4 protein-coding genes are annotated in these 21142 nt (G+C 73.4%); all 4 read right to left on the reverse strand.

Features of this window, described 5'->3' with window-relative positions:
- Positions 1 to 22: 22 nt before the first annotated feature.
- Genes ACV530_RS03365 through ACV530_RS03380 form a run of 4 tightly spaced genes read right to left on the reverse strand, consistent with a single transcriptional unit; the run spans position 23 to position 20818 of the window.
- Positions 23 to 775: a thioesterase II family protein gene (locus ACV530_RS03365; protein WP_494330688.1), complete on the reverse strand. Its 753-nt coding sequence runs from the start codon at positions 773 to 775 to the stop codon at positions 23 to 25.
- On the reverse strand, positions 772 to 9738 hold the full coding sequence (locus ACV530_RS03370) for an amino acid adenylation domain-containing protein (protein ID WP_494330689.1): 8967 nt from the start codon (positions 9736 to 9738) through the stop codon (positions 772 to 774). The genes ACV530_RS03365 and ACV530_RS03370 overlap by 4 nt, the downstream gene beginning before the upstream one ends.
- Positions 9738 to 13790: a non-ribosomal peptide synthetase gene (locus tag ACV530_RS03375; RefSeq protein WP_494330690.1), complete on the reverse strand. Its 4053-nt coding sequence runs from the start codon at positions 13788 to 13790 to the stop codon at positions 9738 to 9740. Before ACV530_RS03375 ends, ACV530_RS03370 begins: the two co-directional genes overlap by 1 nt.
- Positions 13787 to 20818 (reverse strand): amino acid adenylation domain-containing protein, encoded by a 7032-nt coding sequence (locus ACV530_RS03380; protein WP_494330691.1) that lies wholly within the window; start codon positions 20816 to 20818, stop codon positions 13787 to 13789. Before ACV530_RS03380 ends, ACV530_RS03375 begins: the two co-directional genes overlap by 4 nt.
- Positions 20819 to 21142: the final 324 nt, after the last annotated feature.

A 21142-nucleotide genomic window follows, 5' to 3' on the forward strand; every position in this document is an offset into this window, starting at 1 on the left:
CCTGTGGTGGCGGGTCGGGGCGTCAGGCGGCGCGGCTGTCCGGCGCTTCCCCGGTGAGCAGTGCGACGACGGCCTCCCGGTGGGGGCCGATGAAGAAGTGGTCGCCGGTGAAGACGTGCGTGCGCAGCGGCCCGGTGGTCTCGCGCTCCCAGCCGAGGGCGCGGTCCGGTTCGACGTAGGGGTCCCGGTCGCCGAGCAGCAGGCGGACGGGTACGTTCAGGGGCTTCTCGGCGCGGTAGGCGTAGCGCTCGTCCAGGGCGAAGTCGGCGCGCAGTCCGGGCAGCAGGAGTTCCATGAGCTCCCGGTTGGCCAGGACTTCGGGGGGTGTGCCGTTGTAGCCGCGCAGGGCGTCGAGCAGTTCCGCTTCGGGCAGGTCGTGCAGGCGGGGTCCGGCCGCGCGGGTCTGCGGCCCCTCGGCGCCGGACACCCACAGCGTCTGTGGGCCCGGCAGGCCCCGGCGGCGCAGTTCGCGGGTGACCTCGAAGGCCACGAGCGCGCCGAGGCTGTGGCCGAAGAAGGCGAAGGGCTTGTCGGCGAGGGCGGCGACGGCCCGGGCGAGCCGGGCGACGAGTTCGTCCATGTCGCCCAGCGGCGGCTCGTGCAGGCGGGGTGCGCGGCCGGGCAACAGGGCGATCCGCAGCTCCAGTTGCGGGGCCAGCGCGTCCTGCCAGGGCAGGAAGGCGGAGGCTCCGCCGCCGGCGAAGGGGAAGAGGAACAGTCGTACGGGGGCCTCGGTGCCGGGGCCCGGGGTGAACCAGGTGCTGGGGTTGTTCACAGGAGTCTTTCTGCGTTGATGACCTCGGCCACCGCGTGCGCATGCGGCGGCCGGACGATGTCGTAGTGCGTGGCGTCGAGACAGCGCCCGTCCGCCAGGGACGGCAAGTGGGCTTGCCACAGCCGTAGTTGTTCGTCGGGCGAGCCGTGGTCCGGCAGGCCGGCCGTCGGCCGGGTCGCGAGCCACAGCCGGGTGGCGGTACGGGTGGGCCGCGGCAGCTCGTAGTGCGCCATGGCGGCCAGGTTGGCGCGGCAGCAGCGCGCCAGCCGCTCGGTGTAGGCCTGCGCCTCCGGGCCCGCCGCCCCGTCCGCACCGCCCTGGCGGAGCTCGTGGGCGAACAGTTCCGCGAGCTGGGCCTCGTCGTATGCCCGGAAGCCTGCACCGGCGCCGGGCGGCGGCGGGTCCAGCAGATGGAGCGCGTCCGCAGGCCGTCCGGCCGCCTCCGCCTCGGCGGCCATCGCCAGCGCCACCCAGGCCCCGAACGACCAGCCTGCGAGCTGCCATCGCCAAGTGCCGTGGGGGAAGCGGCGCTGGAGCGCGGCGTGGTAGCGCCGGGCCCGTTCCCCGAGCGTCCAGGGCGGCAGGTCCGGCTGCCGGAGCGCGGGGTCGGCGATCAGGCAGACGGTGAGCCGCGGGTCGAGCCGCGCGACCAGGGCCCGGTAGGCCTGGATGTCGCCGCCGACCGGGTGGACGAGGCACAGCAGGTCCCGTCCCGTGCCCTCCTGCCAGACCTCGAGTGCCACCGGGTCGCTGTCGGGCAGGTCCGGTGCCGTCTCGCCGATCCGTTCCAGCACCTCGGCCAGGCTGACGCGGTGGCTCAGCCGGGCCAGGTCGAGCTCCACGCCGAAGAGCCGCTTCACCTCGCCGATCATGTCGAGCAGGGTCAGCGAGTCGGCGCCCAGGTCGTAGAGCGAGGCGGCCGGGTCCAGGTGCTCGGCCCCCAGCCAGTGGCACAGCCAATCGGTGAGCTCCGCGACGGCCCCGTCGGTTTCTTCGACGGGAGCCGCCTGTTCGTTCACGGGCGGCGCGTAGAAGTCGCGGGACCGTTCGAGGTCCGTGGTGGAGACGAGCAGGTGCGGCAGTTGCAGCCGCAGGGCGCGGTCGACCAGCCGTTGTCCTTCCTCCGTCGTCAGGCCGACCGCCAGGTGGGCCTGGTGGCGGGCGTCCGTCCGCAGGGCGTCGAGGGCCATGCCGGTGTCGTTCCAGATGTCCCAGCCGATGACGGTCCGCGGCGTGGCCCCGTCCGCCGTCCCGTGGTGGGCGAAGGCGTCCAGGAGGCCGTTGGCGGCGGCGTAGTCGAGCTGGCCGACGCCGCCGAACCAGGCCGCCATGGACGAGCAGAAGAGGGCGAAGGCCGGGCGGTGGCGCTGGATCAGCCGCTCGGCGACCAGGGCGCCGTTCAGCTTGGCCGCCGTCGCCTGCCGCATCGCGGCGGTGTCACGGCGGGCGATCAGGCCGCCGGCCGCCACACCGGCGGCGTGGACCACGCCGTCGACCCGCTCGGCGTGGCGGGCGATCCGGGCCAGTACGGCTTCGGGCGCCTCCTCGGCCAGGTCGGACTCGATCAGCCGGACCCGCCCGGCCAACGGCTCCAGAGCGGGCGGCAGTTGGGGCCGTCGTGCCACCAGGACCACCCGGCAGTCGGTCCGTTCCAGCAGCCAGGCCGCGATACTGCTGCCGATGCCGCCGGTGCCGCCGAGGATCACGTGGACCCCCTGTGCGGCGGGCAGTGCCGACGGCGCGGACGCGGCGGGTGCGGCCACGGGCAGCAGGGCCGACCGCCACCAGTAGTCGTGCCTCAGCGCCAGCCGCCGGGGCAGTGCGTCCTCGGCCAGCAGGGCGGGCAGCAGGTGTGCCCAATGGGCCGGGTCGTTGCCGGGCAGGTCCAGCCAGTGGCTGTCGACGGCGCACTCCTGGGGTGCGACCTCGCTGACTCCGGCCAGCAGTCCGGCCTCGGGCCGCCGTACGGTGCCGTCGACGGGCTGGGCGTCGTACGACAGCCACCAGGTGCGCAGGTGCGGCGGCCGGGCCATGCTCCCAACGGCCTGCAGCAGCGCGGCCGTTGTGTCGAGGCAGGCCCAGCGGGCGCGGGCCAGGGTGTCCTCCCCCACCGGCCCGTCGAGGTCCAGCGGCAGCGCGTGCAGCCAGTCGATGCCGTCCGTGGCGGGTCCGTCCAGCGCCTCGAGCAGTTTCCGCAGCGAGGCCGGGTCGGCGGGGTCGACGTGGTAACTGCCGTCCGGCAGCGGGGCGAAGCCGTCGGCCGCACTGACCCGTACGACCCGGGCGCCGGATGCCTCGAGGGGGCGCAGGGCCGCCGTGTCCAGGGGCCGGGCGGTCAGCACGACGACCGGGCGGGGCAGGTGGGTTCCGGTGACGGCGCGGCGCAGCCGTACCCAGTGCGGCTGGTGCAGCCACTCGGTCTCGGGGAGCCGCTGCGGCGGTTGCGGCGGTTCGGGGGCACTGCCGGCGCGCTCGAAGTCGTAGTCGGCCAGGTCGAAGGCGGGCGGCGGGAAGTCCCACAGCGCCTGCGCCGGTCCGGCGGGCCAGGCGATCGAGTCACCGGCCAGCCAGGCGTCGGCCAGGTCGGCGGCGGTACGGCCGCCGGCGGGCACGGTGGTGCCGGTGGGCGTCACTTCGGTGCCGGCTGCCGTACGGAGCCAGTCCACCGCGGCGGCGGCGTCGGCGCAGGCGGCCGCCATCCGCAGGCGCTGTGCGGGGCGTCCGGCCTGGAGGTGTCGCAGCACCTGGCCGTACGCCTCGGGGTGGGCCTCGAGGTAGTCGGCGATGCGGGCGGCGTCGGCATGCAGGCCTGCCGTGCTGCTCGCGGAGAGCGTCAGGCAGGGAACGGCCGTGTCCGGCACGGAGGTTGGGGGTTCATCGGCCTCGAGCACGAGGTGGGCGTTGGTGCCGCCGATGCCGAAGCTGCTCACCGCCGCGACCCGTGGCCGGCCGTCGGGCCAGGGCAGGGCCCGCTCCGGGATGTGGAAGGGCGCCGGGTCGCCGATCTGCGGGTTGAGGCGGCGGAAGCCGGCGTTGGGCGGGATCACCGCGTGGTGGACGGCCAGGGCGGCACGCACCAGGCCGGCCACACCGGCGGCGGCGCCGAGATGGCCGATCTGGCTCTTCACCGAGGCCAGCGCGCAGTGGCCGGGTTCCGTGAGGCCGAACGCCTGGCGCAGTGCGCCGACTTCGACCGGGTCGCCCAGCCGGGTGCCGGTGCCGTGGGCCTCGACGTAGCCCAGGTCGGCGGCTCCGCGGCCGCTGCGGCGCAGCGCGGTGCGGATCACCTCGCGCTGGCCGGCCAGCGAGGGTGCGCTGTAACCGAGCTTGCCCGCGCCGTCGTTGTTGAGGGCCGAGCCGGTGATCACCGCGTAGACGGTGTCGCCGTCGCGCTGTGCGAGGCTCAGCGGCTTGAGCACCACCACACCGACGCCGCTGGCCCCGACGGTGCCGTCCGCGTCGTCGCCGAAGGGCCGGCAGTGTCCGTCCCGGGAGAAGATGTGCTGGGGCTTGTAGCGGTAGCCGTCCTTCAGTTGGGTGTCGACGAGCACGCCGCCGGCCAGCATCACCTCGGCGTCGCCCTGGCGCAGCAGGCCGGCGGCGAGGTGGACGGCCACGAGCGAAGTGGCGCACGCCGCCTGGGCGGTGAGGGCGGGGCCCGTCAGGCCGAGGTGGTAGGCCGCCTTGGTGGCGAGGAAGTCCTTGTCGTGGTGCAGGGCGAGCCGGAAGCCGTCGGGCAGGTGTGCCGGGTCGGCTTCGCGCAGCATGGCCTGGAAGTAGGTGTTCTCACCGCAGCCGGCGACGATGCCGATGCGCTGCCCGGACGGGTCGGCGATGCCGGCGTGCGCCAGCGCCTGGGCGCAGCTCATCAGCAGGTGGCGCTGCTGGGGGTCCATCAGCCGGGCTTCCTGGCGGCTGATGCCGAAGTGGCCGGGGTCGAAGGCGAGCAGGCCGTCCATCTGGCTGCGGGCGCCGACGAGGCCGTCGGCGGCGTCGAAGTGCTCGATGCCGCTGCCGCCGGTGCGCACCATCTCCCAGAAGGCGGCGAGGTCGGGGGCGCCCGGCAGGCGGACGGCCATGCCGATGACGGCGATGGGTTCGCCGGGGGCGGTGGCGGGGTCCGTGTGCTGTTCCTCGGGGCGGCCGTCCAGGAAGCGGGCCAGGCCGCGGACGGTGACGTGCTCGAACAGGTCGGGGACGGTCAGCGGCAGTCCCTCTCCGGCGGTGCAGCGCAGGTGGAAGCGCATCAGGCCGAGGCTGGTGGCTCCGGCGTCGAAGAAGGTCTGCTCGGGTCCGACGGGCCTGCCGACGGCCTCCTCGAACAGCTCGGCCAGCCGGGCCTCGAGGGGCGAGAGTGCCGGTGCGGCGGCGGTGCGCGGGCGCAGGTCCTCGCCGGGTGCGGCCAGGGCCCGGCGGCGGTCCGCCTTGCCGCTGGGGGTGCGGGGCAGGACGTCGAGGCGGCGGAAGCGGTCGATGCGTACGTGGGCGGGCAGGAGGGGGGCCAGATGGCGCGCCAGGTCTCCGGGGTCCGGAGCCTCGCCGCGGCACTGCAGACAGGCCACCAGCCGTCCGCCGTCGGGCACCACCACGGCGCCCGTGACGGCGGGGTGGCGCAGCAGGGCTGCCTCGACCTGGCCCAGCTCGAGCCGGTGGCCGCTCAGTTTGACCTGGTCGTCGTCGCGGCCGAGGCAGTGCAGCAGGCCCTGGCGGTCGAAGCGGGCGCGGTCGCCGCTGCGGTGGAAGCGTCCGAGGCCGGGCAGTTCGGTGAAGCGGGTGCGGTTGAGCTCGGTGTCGCCGAGGTAGCAGGGCGCGGCCATCGGCCCGCCGATGAGCAGCCGGCCGGGCCGGCCCGGCGGTACGGGCTGATCGGCCTCGTCGACCACCCGCAGCCAGGCGTTGGCCACGGGCCTGCCGATCGCCGGGCGTTCCGGCCACAGCGCCGGGTCGCCGTCGAGGCAGAGGCTGCTGACCACATGGGTCTCGGTGGGCCCGTAGTGGTTGAACAGGCGGGCGCCGGGCAGGCCGGTGAACCAGCGGCGGATGGCGTCGGTGCACACGAGCTGCTCGCCCGCGGTGATCACCTCGCGCAGCCGTGAGGGGTGACGGCCGAGGTGGGCTCCGTGTTCGGCGAGGAGTTGCAGGGCCACGTAGGGCATGAAGACGCGCTCGATGCCCGCCTCTTCGAGGTGGTCGAGCAGGGCGGGGGCGTCCTGCCGCAGGCCGGGCCGCACCAGGTGGAGGCAGCCGCCGCCGCACAGGGTGGTGAAGATCTCCTGGAAGGAGACGTCGAAGGACAGCATGGAGAACTGGAGGGTGACGGCGGGCTCCCCCAGGCCGCCGGACTCGGCCTGCCACTGCAGCAGGTTGCACAGGGTGCTGTCGGGTACCTGGACGCCCTTGGGCGTTCCGGTGGAGCCGGAGGTGAAGAGGGTGTAGAGCGGCCGTCCGGCGTGCGGCGGCAGGGGCGGGGCCTCGGCGGTCGTGGTCAGGGTGACCGGGTGGCACGGCAGTTGTCCCCGGCCGAGCGCGTCGAAGGCGTCCTCACCGCCCGGCGGCAGCAGGACGCACAGGGGCTCGGCCTGATCCAGGACCTGCCGCAGCAAGGCCGTGGGGTAGGAGGGGTCGAGCGGTACGGCGGTGAGGTTCAGCCGGGCCAGGGCCAGGAGCGCCACCACGTGTTCGGCCGACGGCTCGAACCAGAGCGCCACGCGGCCGGGCCGTCCGTCCGTCGGCGGAAGATGACGGACCGTCTGCAGCTCGGCGGCCAATGCCGCGGCGTGGGCGTCGAGTTGGGCGTACGTCAGCGTGCGCCCCTCGGCCACGAGGGCCGGTGCGCCGGGGGTGAGGCGGACCTGGCGGGCGAAGGCATCGGCCACCGTGGCGACGGCGGGCGTCATCCCGTCGCCGCGGCCGGGCTCGGGCAGACTGTCGCGGTAGGGGGCCACCAGGGCGGCCAGGGTGGTCGTCCCGCCCTCGGCGAGCCGCTCCAGTCCCTGCCGGAACAGGTCGGCCATGGCCTGCGCCTCGTCGGCGTCGAAGTGGCCGTCGGCGTACTCCCACAGGCAGTCGAAGCCGGTGGCCTGCTCGATCACGTACATCGTCAGCGGGCACTTCGCGTCGTGGGACTGCGGCCACACGGGGCGGGAGTCGCAGCCCGGCAATGCCAGCGCCGTGAAGTCGGTGTTCTCGAGCACGAACAGGAAGTCGAAGGGCGGCACATCGGCCGGGACCTGCCGGTCGGCCAGCACATGGTCCAGGGCCACGTCCTGCCGGTCGAGCACCGCCTGCGCGTCGATGGCGTGCCGCAGGACCTGGGTGCGCAGGTCGTCGTGGGGTGTCAACCGCACGGGCAGCAGAGCGGTGTTGGCGAACATGCCGACGCTCGCCTCGAAGTCCTGCACGGGCCGGTTGGCCACCGGGCCCGCGATGCGCGGGCGGGTGCGGCCGGTCACGCCGTACAGGCTCCAGGCGAACACGCCCAGCAGCAGCTGGAACCGGGTGAGCCCGAGTTCGGCACCCAGCCGGTCGAGCGCGGCGCGGTGGTCCGGGCCGAGGGTGGTGTGCAGCAGCCGGGTTCCGGAAAGGGCCTGCGGCTCTCCCGGTTCCTCCTCCGTGAAGTCCTCCGTGAAGTGGGTGCGCAACGCTGCCCGCTGCTCACAGTAGGCAGGGTGCGCGAACCACTCGGCCTGCCAGACGGCGAAGTCGAGCGGGGTGGGCACGGCCCCGTCCTCGTCCGCCGTCTCCTCCCCGCGCAGCGCGGCGGCGTAGTCCGCCGAGAGGGTACGGAAGAGCACGTTGAGCGACCAGCCGTCGACCGCGATGTGATGCAGACTCAGCAGCAGCTCCCCACCGTCGTCCTGCGGCAGCCAGTACGCCCGGAACATCTGCGGCTGCGCCAAGTCGAAGGGCTCGGCGAGGAGTTGTTCCGCCCCTGCGGTGCCGGGTTCCGTCCACGGGTCGTACGGGTCGGCCACCGTCTGCCGCAGCCCTTCGGGCGCGGCCTCGAAGGCGGTCCGCAGCGCCGGATGGCGCTCCACCTGCCGCTGAAGTGCTCGCCGCAGGGCTGTGGTGTCGACCGTGCCGGTCAGCCGGAACGCCAGGCTGACGTTGTAGGCGGTGGACCGGGGTGTGCGCTGCTGGAGGAGCCACAGCCGCTGCTGCTCGGAGGTGGCCGGCGCCGAGCGCGCCCCCGCCGGGGCGGACGGCGGCGGGTACGGCGTGTCGCGTGTCGCCCGGCCTGCCGCGATCGCGGCGGCGAGCTGCGCGAAGTCCCCTTGCAGGACGAGCGCTTGAGGCAGCTCGCGGCCCCACCGGCGCCGTACCTCGAAGCGCAGCCGCAGGGCCTTGAGGGAGTCGCCGCCGGCGGCGACCCAGCGGTCGCCGGGCCGCAGCCCGTCCGCGCCCAGCACTTCGCCGGCCAGCTCGAGCACTTCGCGCTGCCAGGCCGTGGCGGCCGCGCCGTCGCCGTCGGGCCGCCAGAGCGCGTCGTCGCGGCACAGCAGCGCGGTCTCGTCGACCTTGCCGTTGGCAGTGAGCGGCAGCCGCTCGACCCGGTGGATCCGGTGCGGGCGCATGTAGGGCGGCAGGGCGGCGGTCAAGTGGAGGTCGATGTCCTCGTACGGCACGTCGGCCCCGAGCACCAGGTAGGCCAGCAGCTCGTTCACGCCGTGCTCGTCGCGGCGGGCGCAGACGTGGGCCTGCCGCACCACCGGGTGGGCCTCGATCTGCCGTTCCACCTCGCCCGGTTCGATGCGGAAGCCGCGGACCTTGACCTGGCGGTCGGCGCGGCCGAGGCAGGTGATGACCCCGTCGGCGTCGCGGCGTACGAGGTCGCCGGTGCGGTAGTAGCGGGTGCGGCCGCCGTCGTGCCAGGGCAGGTGGACGAAGCGGTGCGCGGTCTCGTCGGGCAGGTTGCGGTATCCGGCCGCCAGGCCGGTGCCCGCGAGGTGGAGTTCGCCGACTTCACCGGGCGCGGCGAGCCGGTCGCCGTCGGCCACGATCAGCGTCCCGGTGTCCGGCAGGGCGCGGCCGATGGGCACGAGGTCCGCGTCGAAGTCGCGCGGTACGGGGTGCCAGACGGCGAAGGTGGTGGCTTCGGTGGGCCCGTACGCGTTGACGAGCCGGGCGGAGCTGCCGGGGTTGTCGCGGTACCAGCGGCCGATCAGGCGGGCGTTGAGCTGGTCGCCGCCCACCAGCACCTGGCGGGCGTCCGCGAAGCAGTCCGGCACCTTGTCGACCACGGCGTTGAACAGTGCCGCGGTGACGAACAGGGTGTCGATGCGCTCGCGTCGCAGCGCGGCCGCCAGCAGGTGGGGCGTCTGCACCTCCTCGTCGCCGAGGATCACACAGCAGCCGCCGGCCAGGAGAGGCACCCAGACCTCGAAGGTCAGCGCGTCGAACGCCGGGTTGGACAGGCAGGCGAAGCGCGGCGCGTCATCGAGGGCGATCCAGCCCGGCCGGGCCAGCCGCACGATGCCGGTGTCGCGCACCTCGACGCCCTTGGGGCGGCCGGTGGTGCCCGAGGTGTAGAGGACGAAGGAGACCGGCGGGGCGGTGAACGGGGGCAGCGGGCTGTCCGGCCCGTCCTCGAGCAGCTCCGTGACGGACAACGCCCGCACCCCGTCGGGCAGTTCGCCGGTGCCGTCATGGATCAGTGCCGTACTGGCCGAGTCGGCCAGGATGTGGCGGCGCCGCTCGGGCGGGCTCTGCGCGTCGAGCGGGACCACCACGGCGCCGAGCCGCAGGATGCCGAGCATGGCGCAGACCAGCTGCCAGGAGCGCGGCAGGCGGACGGCCACCGCCTGGCCGGGGCGCACGCCGTGGCGGTGCAGGGCGCGGGCGACGGCGGCACTGGCGGCGTCGAGTCCGGCGTAGTCGAGGCGTGTTGTGCCGTCGGAGACCGCGAGGGCGTCCGGGGTACGGCGTGCCTGTGCGAGGACGCCCTCGACGAGTCCGGTGTCCATCAGGCCTCCCGTGCCGGGGCCGGACAGCGGTCCAGCTCGGACTCCAGCAGTGCGGCGACCCGCAGCACTTCGTCGGTTTCCAGCATTTCCCAGTGGTCGCAGGGCACGGAATCCACGACGAGCCCGGCGGAGCGGCGGCGCCAGAAGTCGCGTATCCCGCTCAGGTACGGGGTGTCCTGCCCGTCCGCGGCGGCCTGCATCAGGACCAGCCGGCCCGGGGTCGGCGGGACCGTGTAGTCGCGCATGCTGAGCCGGTTGTGGTTGTAGATGCGGAAGTACTGGTCGATCTGCCGGTCGTCGATGCCGGGGTACATACCGTTGAACTTGACGAGTTTGTCGCGGAATTCGGCGAGTTCCACCGGTGCGATCCGCGACCGGAGTTCCTCGTCGTCCGTGCCCTGGGAGTCGAGCATCACCACGCTCAGCTCGGTGCGGCCGGCCAGTGCCAGCCGCCGGCCCATCTCGTGCGCGACCAGGCCGCCGTAGGAGAGGCCGGTGAGCACCAACGGGCCGTCGGGCAGCGGCTCGATGAGCCGCAGGTACGACTCGGCCATGGCCTCGATCGTGGGCAGGAAGGCTTCGCCGGGGTTGACGCCGGGCGACTGGATGCCGTAAACGCCGCAGTCCTCCGGCAGGGTCTTCGCCAGGGACAGGTAACAGAAGGCGGTGCCCCCGGCGGGGTGGACGCACACCACCCGGCGGTGGCCCGTGCCCTTGCGGAACTCGATCAGGTTGCTCGGCGGCCGGCCCGAGGAGCCCTGCCGCAGCCGTCCTCCCAGCGCCTCGATGGTGGAGTACTGCATGATGTCGCGGACCGGCAGGGTCTCGCCGAACTCCTCGCGGATGGCGTGCGCCAGCTTGATGGCCGAGATCGAACTGCCGCCGATGTCGAAGAAGTTGTCGCGGATGCCGATACCGGGCTGGAGCAGCAGCCGCTTCCATATCTGATACAGCGTCAGTTCGATGTGGTCGCGCGGGCTGGCGAGGTTGACCTGGACGGGCCCGTCGCTCTGTGCGCGCCGCAGCAGCTCCGCCCGGTCGAGCTTGCCGTTCGCGGTCTGCGGCAGGTGCGGCAGCTCGACGAACGCCGCGGGGATCATATAGCCGGGCAGCCGCCGCGACAGGGCCTCGCGCCATGCGCCCGGCTCCCGTTGCGGCGCCTCTCCCCTGCCGATACCGGCGACGAGCCGCGGTGCGCCCGCGGCGTCGCGGTCGACGAGGACGGCCGCCTCGAGCACGCCGGGCACCTCGCGCAGTGCCGCCTCGATCTCGCCCGGCTCGATGCGGAAGCCCCGCAGCTTGACCTGGTCGTCCCTGCGGCCGAGGTACTCGGCGTTGCCGTCGGGCAGCCAGCGGGCCAGGTCGCCGGTGCGGTACATGCGCTCGCCGGGGACGAAGGGGTCGGCCACGAAGCGCTCGGCTGTCGCCCCCGGCCGGTGCAGATAGCCACGGGCGAGGCCCGCACCGGCCACGTACAGCTCACCGGCCACGCCGACCGGTACCGGCTCGAACCGCTCGTCGAGCACGTACACCCGGGTGTTGGCCAGGGGCCGGCCGATCGGGCACTGGCGTGCCAGTGGCTTCGGGTCGAGGTAGGCGGTGCTGTAGACGGTGGTCTCGGTGGGCCCGTAGCCGTTGAGGATGCGCAGGTCCGGCAGGATCTCCCGCATGCGGTGCAGGCCGTCCTCGGGCAGGGGCTCCACCCCCACCAGCAACTGGCGCAGCGCCAGCCCGGCCAGCCGCTGCGCGGGGTCCTCGCCGATCCAGGTGACGAAGGCGGGCGGCAGATAGGCCTGCGCGATGCGGTGGGTGCGCAGCCAGGCCATGAGCGCCTCGGGGTCGCCGCGCAGTTCCTCGGGCACCAGGTGCAGCGTGCCGCCGCTGGTGAGCGGCAGCAGGATCTCCTGGACGGAGACGTCGAAGCCGAAGCCGGACCACAGTGCCGCCGCCTCGCCGGGTGCGGCGCCGATCCGTGCGAGCCAGTGGTCGAGCAGGTTGGCGACACTGCCGTGGCTCACCGCCACGCCCTTGGGGCGGCCGGTCGAGCCCGACGTGTGGATCACGTAGGCCAGGTCGGCCGGGTGGACGGCGACATCGGGCGCGTCGTCACGCGCGCCGTCGGCTTCGGTCTTGCCGAACGGGTGCCAGTCCTCGGGCGGTTCGGGCGCGTCGCTGAGCACCAGGAGGGGTCCGGCGTCCTCGGCGATGCGGGCGAGGCGCTCGGCGGGCAGGGCGGGGTCGAGCGGCAGGTAGGCGGCTCCGGCCTTGAGGACGGCCAGGATGCCGACGACCAGGTCGGCCGTGCGCCGCGTGTGCAGGCCGACGAGCCGGCCGGGGCCCGCGCCGCGGGCGCGGAGGGCGTGGGCCAGGCGGTTGGCGCGCCGGTCCAGGGCTGCGTAGTCGAGGCGTTCGCCGTCGCAGACGAGCGCCAATCGGTCGGGATTCTCGTGGACTTGGGCCTCGAAGCGCGCGGCGAGGTCGGCCGGTGCGGCGAGTTCCCGCGCGGTGGCGTTCCAGGTGTACAGCTGGCGCTGCCGCTCGGCGGGGCTCAGCAGCCGCATCCCGCCGACCGGGCGCGCGGGGTCGGCCGCCACCTGCTCCAGGAGCCGTACGTAGTGGCCGGCCATGCGCTCGGCGGTCGTGGCGTCGAACAGGTCGGTGTCGTACTCGAAGGAGACGCGCAGCCCCTCGGCCTCGTCCTCCACCTCGACCGCGAGGTCGAACTTGGCGGCCCCGGTGCCGGTGTGCGCGGGCCGCATGGTCAGGCCCGGCAGCTCGAGGGTGCCGCGGGGCATGTTGTGCACGGCCAGCATCACCTGGAACAGCGGCGAGTGGCTGGTGTGGCGTTCGGGCCGGAGCTCCTCGACCAGCCGGTCGAAGGGCAGGTCCGGGTGGGCGTAGGCGTCCAGGACGTGGTCGCGCACCTGGTCCAGCAGCTCGGCGAAGGACTGCTCCGGGTCCAACTCGCTGCGGATGACGAGGGTGTTGACGAAGTGGCCGATCAGCTCCTCGGCCTCGCGGTGGTTGCGGTTGGCGAAGGGGGTGCCGACGCAGATGTCGTCCTGGCCGCTGTAGCGCCACAGCAGGACCGACAACGTTGCCATCAGCGTCATGAACAGCGTCGCCTGCCCGGCCTGTCCCGCCGCGTGCAGCCCTCGGACGGTCCCGGCGCCGACCGTCACCGTGTGGCGCCCGCCGCGGTGGCGCTGCACCGCCGGGCGCGGCCGGTCGGTGGGCAGGGCGAGCAGGGTGGGAGCGCCGTCGAGCCGTTCGGTCCAGTGGGCGAATTGACGCGTGATCAGTCCGTCGTCGAGGCGCCGCCGTTCCCACAGGGCGTGGTCGGCGTACTGGACGGCCAATTCGGGCAGGGCGGCGCCGCCGTACAGCGCGCCGATCTCCCGTACGAGGATGCCGACCGACCAGCCGTCGGCGACGATGTGGTGGACGTTGAGCAGCAGGCGGTGCTGGTCGTCGGCCAGCTTGAGCAGGCTGCTGCGGAAGAGGGGCCCTGTGGAGAGGTCGTGCGGTACGCGCGCGTCGTCCTCGGCGGCCCGGCGGGCCCGTTCCCGCCGCTCGTCCGCGGGCAGCGCGGTCAGGTCGGTGACCGGGAGCGCCACCGGCCCGGCGGGCCGTACGATCTGCCGCGGCTCGCCGTCGGCGCTGTCGAACACGGTGCGCAACGCCTCGTGGCGGCGGACCAGTTCGGTCAGGGCGCGCTCGAGCGCCGCGATGTCGAGGGCGCCCTCGATGTCGACGGCGGCGGGGTTGTTGTAGAAGGGGTTGCCCGGCGCGAGCTGGTCGAGGAACCACAGCTGCCGCTGTGCGAAGGACACCGGTACGGGCGCGTCCGGGGCGGACCGGCGGACGAGGGGGTGTCCGTCACCGTCGCGCTCGCGCAGGAGGGCGATCAGCTCCTGCTTGTGCCGCCCCAGCGACTCCCGCAGTTCGGGGGTGAGGAAGCCGCGGGGCGCGGTGAAGCGCAGCTTGTCGCCGTCGGTCGTGAGGACGATGGCGTGCCGGTCGAACAGGGCCAGCAATGCGTGGGCGTTCAAATCTCTATGTCTTCCGTCTCGGCCTGGCGGAGGCCGCCGACCATCGAATGGATCAGCCGGTGGGTGGGGCCGAGCTCGAAGAGCGGGTCGAGCTGTGCGGCCTCCTCGAGCGAGCCGATGCCGCACAGGCCCAGCCCCTGCTCCGCGGCCGCCATGGTCAGGAGCTGCCCCATGGCCCCGGCCTCGATACGGCAGTAGTCGAGGCTCCGGTCGCCGTAGAGCGGCTCGATGGCCGCCAGTTCGGCCACCAGGTACAGGCCGAACGCCGCCGCCTCGAACACCGGCCGGTTGACAAAGTAGTCGTACGCGTCGGCGCCGAGCTCGCGGCCCTCGCCGAGTGCCACGAGCCGGTGTCGCGCCGGGTCGTAGGCGTAGGCGCCACCCGGCACGCCGGCCACGCGTCCCGGCTTGACGTAGAGGTAGGTCTGGACGGGGTAGCTGCCGCCGGCCGAGCCGTACAGACGCTTGGGCCCGCCGTCCCGTTCGCGCTGCGACAGGCAGGCGAGCAGGGCGGCCAGGGTCCCGGCGGTGACGGGTTCGCCGCTGAACTGCCGTACGGAGCGCCAGTCGTCGAAGCGGCGGTCGAAGGCGGGGTCCGCCGGTGCGGCGAGGGCGACGGCCGGTGCGCCGTCGCCGAAGGCGCGGATGCCCCGTCCGGCCGCTTTGAAGTCCTTGCGCGCGCCGGGGTCGTCGATGACGGCTTCCGCGGTGCGCGGCGTCTCTTCTGAGGTGACCGTGCTGTCGCGGTACATGGTGAGCAGGTCGGCGATGGTCGGCTGCCGCATCAGGTCGGCCAGGCGCGGACGGAAGCCCAGTTCGCCCGAGAGCGCGTTGCCGATGCGGACGATGTCGATCGATGTCGCGCCGAGTTGCAGCAGGTTGGCGTGCGGTGCGATGTCCTCGCGTCCGAGCACCTCGGCCACGACGGCGGCCAGGCGCTCCTCCTCCGGGCCGTCGAACACCGCGTCCTCGTGCGGGACTTCGGGCTCGGGCGCCGGGTCGGGCAGGCGGCGTTTGTCGACCTTGCCGTTGGCGGAGAGGGGCAGCGCGTCGAGGAGGGTGAATGAGGACGGCACCATGTAGGCCGGGAGCCGGCCCGCCAGGTGGCCTGCCAGTGCGGCCGCGTCGAGCCCGTCCCCGTCCGGCACCACATACGCGGCGAGCCGCTTGTCGCCGTGGGTGTCGCCCAGGAGCCGCAGCACCGCGGCCCGTACGTCCGGGTGGTCCTCGAGAGCCGCCTCGATCTCGCCCAGTTCGACGCGGTAGCCGTTCACCTTGACCTGGCCGTCCTCGCGGCCGAGGAACTCGATGCCGCCGTCGGGCAGCAGCCGGCCCAGGTCGCCCGTGTGGTAGAGCCGTTCACCGGTGACGGGGTGCGTGAGGAAGCCGGCCGCGGTGGCGGCCTCGTCGCGCCAGTAGCCCCGGGCGAGGCCGATACCGCCGATGTGGAGCCGGCCGGGCACCCAGACGGGGCGGGGGCGCAGCGCCTCGTCGAGCACGTGGAACTGCTGGTGGCCGAGGGCCTTGCCGTAGGGGATGCTGCGCCAGGCCGGGTCCACCTCGCCGATGGGGTGGTGGATCGACCAGATCGACGCCTCGGTGGCACCGCCCAGGCTGTGGACCTCGGCGGCGGGCAGCAGGGTGCGCAGCCGTGCCGGGAGGGGCAGGGGGATCCAGTCGCCGGAGAGCATGGCCAGCCGCAGGGACGGCGGCAGCGGGTGCCCGGCCTCGGCGTACTCGACGAGCATGCCGAGCAATGCGGGCACCGAGTTCCAGACGGTGACGCGGTGGGCGTGCAGCAGCTCGAGCCAGTGCTCCGGGTCGCGGGCGGTCTCGGGTGCGAGTGTGACCACGGCGGCGCCGGCGGCGAGGGTGCCGAAGATGTCGAAGACGGACAGGTCGAAGCTCAGTGAGGAGAGGGCCAGGACGCGGTCGTCGGGTCCGACGGCGAAGCGCTCGTTGATGTCGAGGAGCGTGTTGACGGCGCCGCGGTGGTCGATGACCACGCCCTTGGGCGTGCCGGTGGAGCCCGAGGTGTAGATGACGTAGGCGAGGTCGGTCTCGTGCCGGTCGGCCTGGCGCAGGGCCGGTCCGTCCTCGCCGCAGGAGGCCTTGTCGACGGTCAGGCGGCCGATGCCGTCGGGCAGGGTCAGGGCCGCGGCCTGTCCCGGCTGGAGCAGGACCAGCCGGGCTCGGGCCCGTTCGAGGACGTACGCGACCCGCTCGGCGGGCAGCTCCGGGTCGACGGGCAGGTAGGCGGCACCGGCGTACAGAACGGCGAGGGTGGCGGTCACCTGTTCCCAGCCGCGGTCGGCCATGACCGCGACCAGCTCGCCGGGGCGCACGCCGCGCTCCTGCAGGCGTGCGGCCAACTGACGGGCTTCATTGCGCAGTTCGCCGTACGTCAGCCTGCGGTCGGGCGACAGGACCGCGGGCGCGTGGGGCGTCGCCCGCGCCTGCTGGTCGAACAGTTCGTGCAGCAGGGGCCGGGGTCCGGGCAGTTCCGGCGCGGGCGGTGCGAAGCGGGCGGCGGGCAGCAGTCCGTCCAGGGCGGTGTCCCAGGCGCCGGGGTCCTCCAGGCGCTCCAGCAGGTCGCAGTGGGCGGCGAACATCGCGGCCACGAGGCCCTCGGGGAACAGCTCGTCGATGCTGTCCCAGTTGAAGTGGAGGCTGCCCTCGGACTCCCAGATGGTGTGGTCGATCCACACCTGCGGGGTCTGGGTGATGCTGTGGGCGGTCTCGCCGCCCAGTGCGGCGGCCAGCCGGCGGTCGTCGGCCTCGGGTGCGAGCTCGCTCAGCGTGCTGTTGAAGACCACGGGCATGGCGGTCTGCCGGGTGCCGCGCGCCTGCGAGAGTTCGCGGGCGACCTGGACCCCGCTGACCGCGGAGTGGTCGATGTCCTGCCAGAGTTGCTCCTGCACCGCGCGGGCCTGCTCCAGGAAGCCGGCCCCGGCGTCGATGTCGGCCTCGAGGAGCACCAGCGAGGTGAAGTCGCCGACCACGTCGTTGATGCCGGGGTGCAGCGGCAGCCGGTTGAACAGCGGCAGGCTCAGGGTGAAGCGCGGCCGGCTGCTCCACAGTGCCAGCACCTCGCAGAAGGCGGTCAGCAGCAGGACCGAGGGGGTCAGGCCCCGCGCCTTGGCGGTGGCCTTCAGCGCGCTCCAGCGCTCCGCCGGCACGGTGTGCTCGTAGCGGGTGAAGCGCGGCCGTCCGATGGTCTCGGGCCTGCGCACCAGCGGCAGCCCGGGTTCCGGTGCGAGCTCGGGTGCCCGCTGCCGCCAGTAGCGCAGCGCGCGTTCGTGGCGCGGTGTGCCGCGCAGGGCGCGTTCGGCCAAGACATAGTCGCGGAACTCCACGGCAGGGGGCGGCAGTTCGGCGTCGGGGTCGGTGTAGAGCCGGGTCAGCTCGCGTTCGATGATGCGCCAGCTGGCAGCGTCGACGATGAGTGCGTCGGTGCTGATGTGCAGGCGGGTCTCGTCGTCGAGCAGGGTCAGGGCGAACTCGAACAGGGGCCACTGGCCGGCGTCCAGGAGCTGGTGCGACATCCGTTCGCGGATCGCGTCCAGCCGCTGCTCGGCGGTGGCGCGGTCGAGGCCGCGCAGGTCCTGCCGGGGCATGCGGTACGGCGGGACCGTCTCGAGGATCTGCTGGGTGCCGTCGCCGTGGAAGACGGCGCGCAGCATGTCGTGGCGGGCGATCAGCCGGTTGAGTGCCCGGGTGAAGCGTTCCTCGTCGAACGCGGGCAGGGTGATCTCCTGGTAGCCGTGTGCGCCGACGCCGCCCAGCTCGATGGTGGCTTCGCGGCCGACCCAGTACGCCTGCTGGATGTCGGTGAGCGGGAAGGGCCGGTGCCGGCCCGCCGGGTCGGGTTCGAGCTGCGGGAAGACGAAGGCGGCGGCCTCGTCGGTGTCGCCGCGCACGACTTCGGCGGTGAGGTCGGCGAGCACGGGGTTGGCGAAGAGGCTGCGCAGCGAGAGGTGCGCCTGCATGCGCTGGTTGACGAGGTGGATGAGCCGGGTGGCCAGCAGCGAGTGACCGCCCAGGGCGAAGAAGTCGTCGTGGATGCCCACCTGTTCGCGGCGCAGCACCTCGGCCCAGATCGCGGCCATGCGTGCTTCGGGTGCGGTGCGCGGCGCCTCGTAGGCGGCGCTGCCGGTGCTGTGGTCCGGGGCGGGCAGGGCGCGCCGGTCGAGCTTGCCGTTGACCGTGAGCGGGAGGCGGTCGAGCGTCACCCAGCGGGTGGGCACCATGTGCTCGGGCAGGTGGAGGCGCAGGTGGTCGCGGACGGCCGGGACGGTGGCGTCGCCGGCGAGGTAGGCGGTCAGGTGCGGGTCGCCGGGCATGTCCTCGCGCAGCAGCACGGCGGCCTCGCGGACTTGGGCCGTCTGCCGCAGCACGTTCTCGATCTCGCCGGGTTCGACGCGGAAGCCGCGCAGCTTGATCTGGTCGTCGGCGCGGCCCGCGAAGTCGACGGCGCCGTCGGCCCGTCGGCGGGCGAGGTCGCCGCTGCGGTACATGCGGGTGCCGGGCCCGGCGAAAGGGTCGGGCAGGAAGCGCTCGGCGGTCTGTCCCGGGCGGCCGAGGTAGCCGCGGGCGAGGCTTACGCCGCCGATGTAGAGCTCGCCGACGACGCCCACGGGGGCCGGACGGAGCCGCTCGTCGAGCACGTAGAGCCGGGCGCCCGCGATGGGCGTGCCGATCGGTGGCAGCGCCGGCCATGCGGCGGCGTCGGCGCAGGGCAGGGTGTGCTGGCTGACGACGTGGGTCTCGGTGGGCCCGTACTGGTTGTGGAGCGCGCCGCCTCCCAACTGCGTGATGCAGGCGCGCAGTTCGTCGCCGATCCGCAGGGCCTCGCCGGCGGTGACGATGTCGCAGCCGGGGGCCGGCAGTGGCGCGGTGCCGTCGTCGAGGCCGGCGATCTGCTGGAGGACGGCCGCGGGCAGGAAAGCGCGCTGTACGCCCTGCTCGGCGATGAAGCGGCGCAGTGCGCCGAGTTCCTTGTGGCGGCCGTCGCCCAGCAGCACGAGGGCGGAGCCCTGGCACAGGGTGCTCCAGATCTCCTGCACGGAGACGTCGAAGCTGAGGGAGGCGAACTGCAGCACCGTGGCGGGTGCGGGGCCGTCCGACGCATGGTGCAGCTGCCAGTGGACCAGGTTGTCGAGGGTCCGCCAGGTCTGTGCGACGCCCTTGGGGCGGCCGGTCGAGCCGGACGTGTAGATCACGTAGGCGAGGTGGCCGGACCGGCGGACCGGAACCGGGTCGTCCGCCGGGGCCTGCGCCCAGTCGGCTCGGTCGGCGTCGAGACGGAGCACGGGGACGGTGCCGTCCGGCAGGGACGGGCGCAGCCGCTCGCGGGTCAGGAGCAGTGCGGCGCCGCTGTCGCGGAGCATGTGGGCCAGCCGCCCGGCCGGGTGGTCCGGGTCGAGCGGTACATGGGCGCCGCCGGCCTTGGCCACCGCGACCAGGGCCACGATCGTCTCCGGCGAGCGGTCGGCGCAGATCGCGACAGGGGTGTCCGGGCCCACGCCCCGGTCGCGGAGGTGGTGGGCCAGGCGGTTGGCGCGGGTGTTGAGCTCCGCGTAGGTCAGCTGCTGTCCTTCGCAGACGACCGCCACGGCCGTCGGCTCCTGCGCCGCGCGTTCCTCGAACAGCTCCTGGACAGTGCGTACGGCCGCGGGAGTTCCCGTGTCGTTGCACTCCACCGTGAGCTCGTGGTGCTCCCGCTCGTCGAGCAGGGCGAGGGCGTCCGCCGGGCTGTCGGGGGACGCGGCCATCTGTTCCAGGATCCGCCGCAGATACCGGACGTGGCGCTCGACCGTCGCGGCGTCGAACAATGCGCTCGCGTAATCCAGGGTTCCGGCAATGCGGCCGTCTTCTTCCGCCAGCGAAAGTGTCAGGTCGAACTTGGCGACCGGGTAGGGGGAATGCAAAGGCTTCACGTCGATTCCCGGGAGCTTCAGCTCGCCCTCCTCGCTGTTCTGCCAGGCGAACATCGCCTGGAACACGGGAGAATGCGCGAGACTGCGCGCCGGGTTGAGGAGTTCCACCACCTGCTCGAACGGCAGGTCCTGGTGTTGCAGGGCACCCAGTGCCACATCACGGACGCGCTTCAGCAGACCGGCCACGGTCGGGTTGCCGGAAAGGTCGATGCGCAGTGCGAGGGTGTTGACGAAGAATCCTATGAGGCCTTCGAGTTCGGCACGGCGGCGATTGGCCGTGGGTGTGCCGATCACGACGTCTTTCTGTCCCGACAGCCGGGAAAGCACCAGTGACCAGCCGGTCAGTACGGTCATGAACAAGGTGCTGCCCTGGCGCCTGCTGAAGTCCTTGAGGGCGGCGGTGAGTTCCGCGTCGATGTCGATCCGCAGCTGTCCGCCGCGGTAGTCCTGTTCGGCGGGGCGCGGCCGGTCGGTGGGCAGTTCGAGCAGCGCCGGGGCGCCGGCCAGGGCCCTCCTCCAGTGGTCGCCCTGTCCGGCCGGTACGCCGTCGGCGAGCCATTGGCGCTGCCAGGCGGCGTAGTCGGCGTACTGCACCGGCAGCGGCGGGAGCGGATCGGAGGCACCGTCCCCAAAGGCCGTGTAGAGGGCACCGAGTTCCCGCATGAGGACGCCCATGGACCAGCCGTCCGACGCGATGTGGTGCAAGGTCAGCATCAGGACGTGCCGGTCGGAGGCCAGCGTCACCAGGCGGCCGCGGGCCAGCGGGCCCCGGGCCAGGTCGAACGGGGCGGTGATCTCCTCCTGTTGCAGGAGGGCGAGCCGGTCGTCGGCGTCGGGGCAGCCGGAAAGGTCGTGCAGGTGCAGGGAGAATCCGGAGTCCGGCGGGTCGATTCGCTGGAGCGCCTCTCCCTCCGCGGGAACCAGCCGGGTGCGCAGCACCTCGTGCCGGGCCACCAGTGCGTCGAGGGCGCGGCTCAGCGCCTCGCGATCGAGCGGGCCCCGCAGCACCAAGGCCTGCGGCATGTGGTAGGCCTCGCTCGCGCCCTGGATCTGCGACAGAAACCACAACCGCCGCTGCGCAAAAGACATTGCCAAAGGAGCTGTGCGATGCGCCAGCGGCTCGATGGCGGTCTGCTTCCTGGACGTGTGAATCGCCGGCACGTGGTTCTTCCTCTGCGGGAGGCATTGCGTGGGGTGACGTCTCCGTGATCGTTGATCAGGGCCTCCGAGTGTGTCAATGGTCAATTGCCCGGACGTTTCTCACAGCGCCTGACGGAACCTCATCTCCGCGGCGAGTCGCGCCTCCGAACGCCCTGTAGTCCGGAGGCATTTGGCGGATGCAAACGGTTCGCCGATGACCGGCGGTAATGGCGGCGGGAAGCGGTGGCGTCCGGCGGGAATGTTGCATATCCG

This window comes from Streptomyces sp. SX-6 (assembly GCF_059089585.1).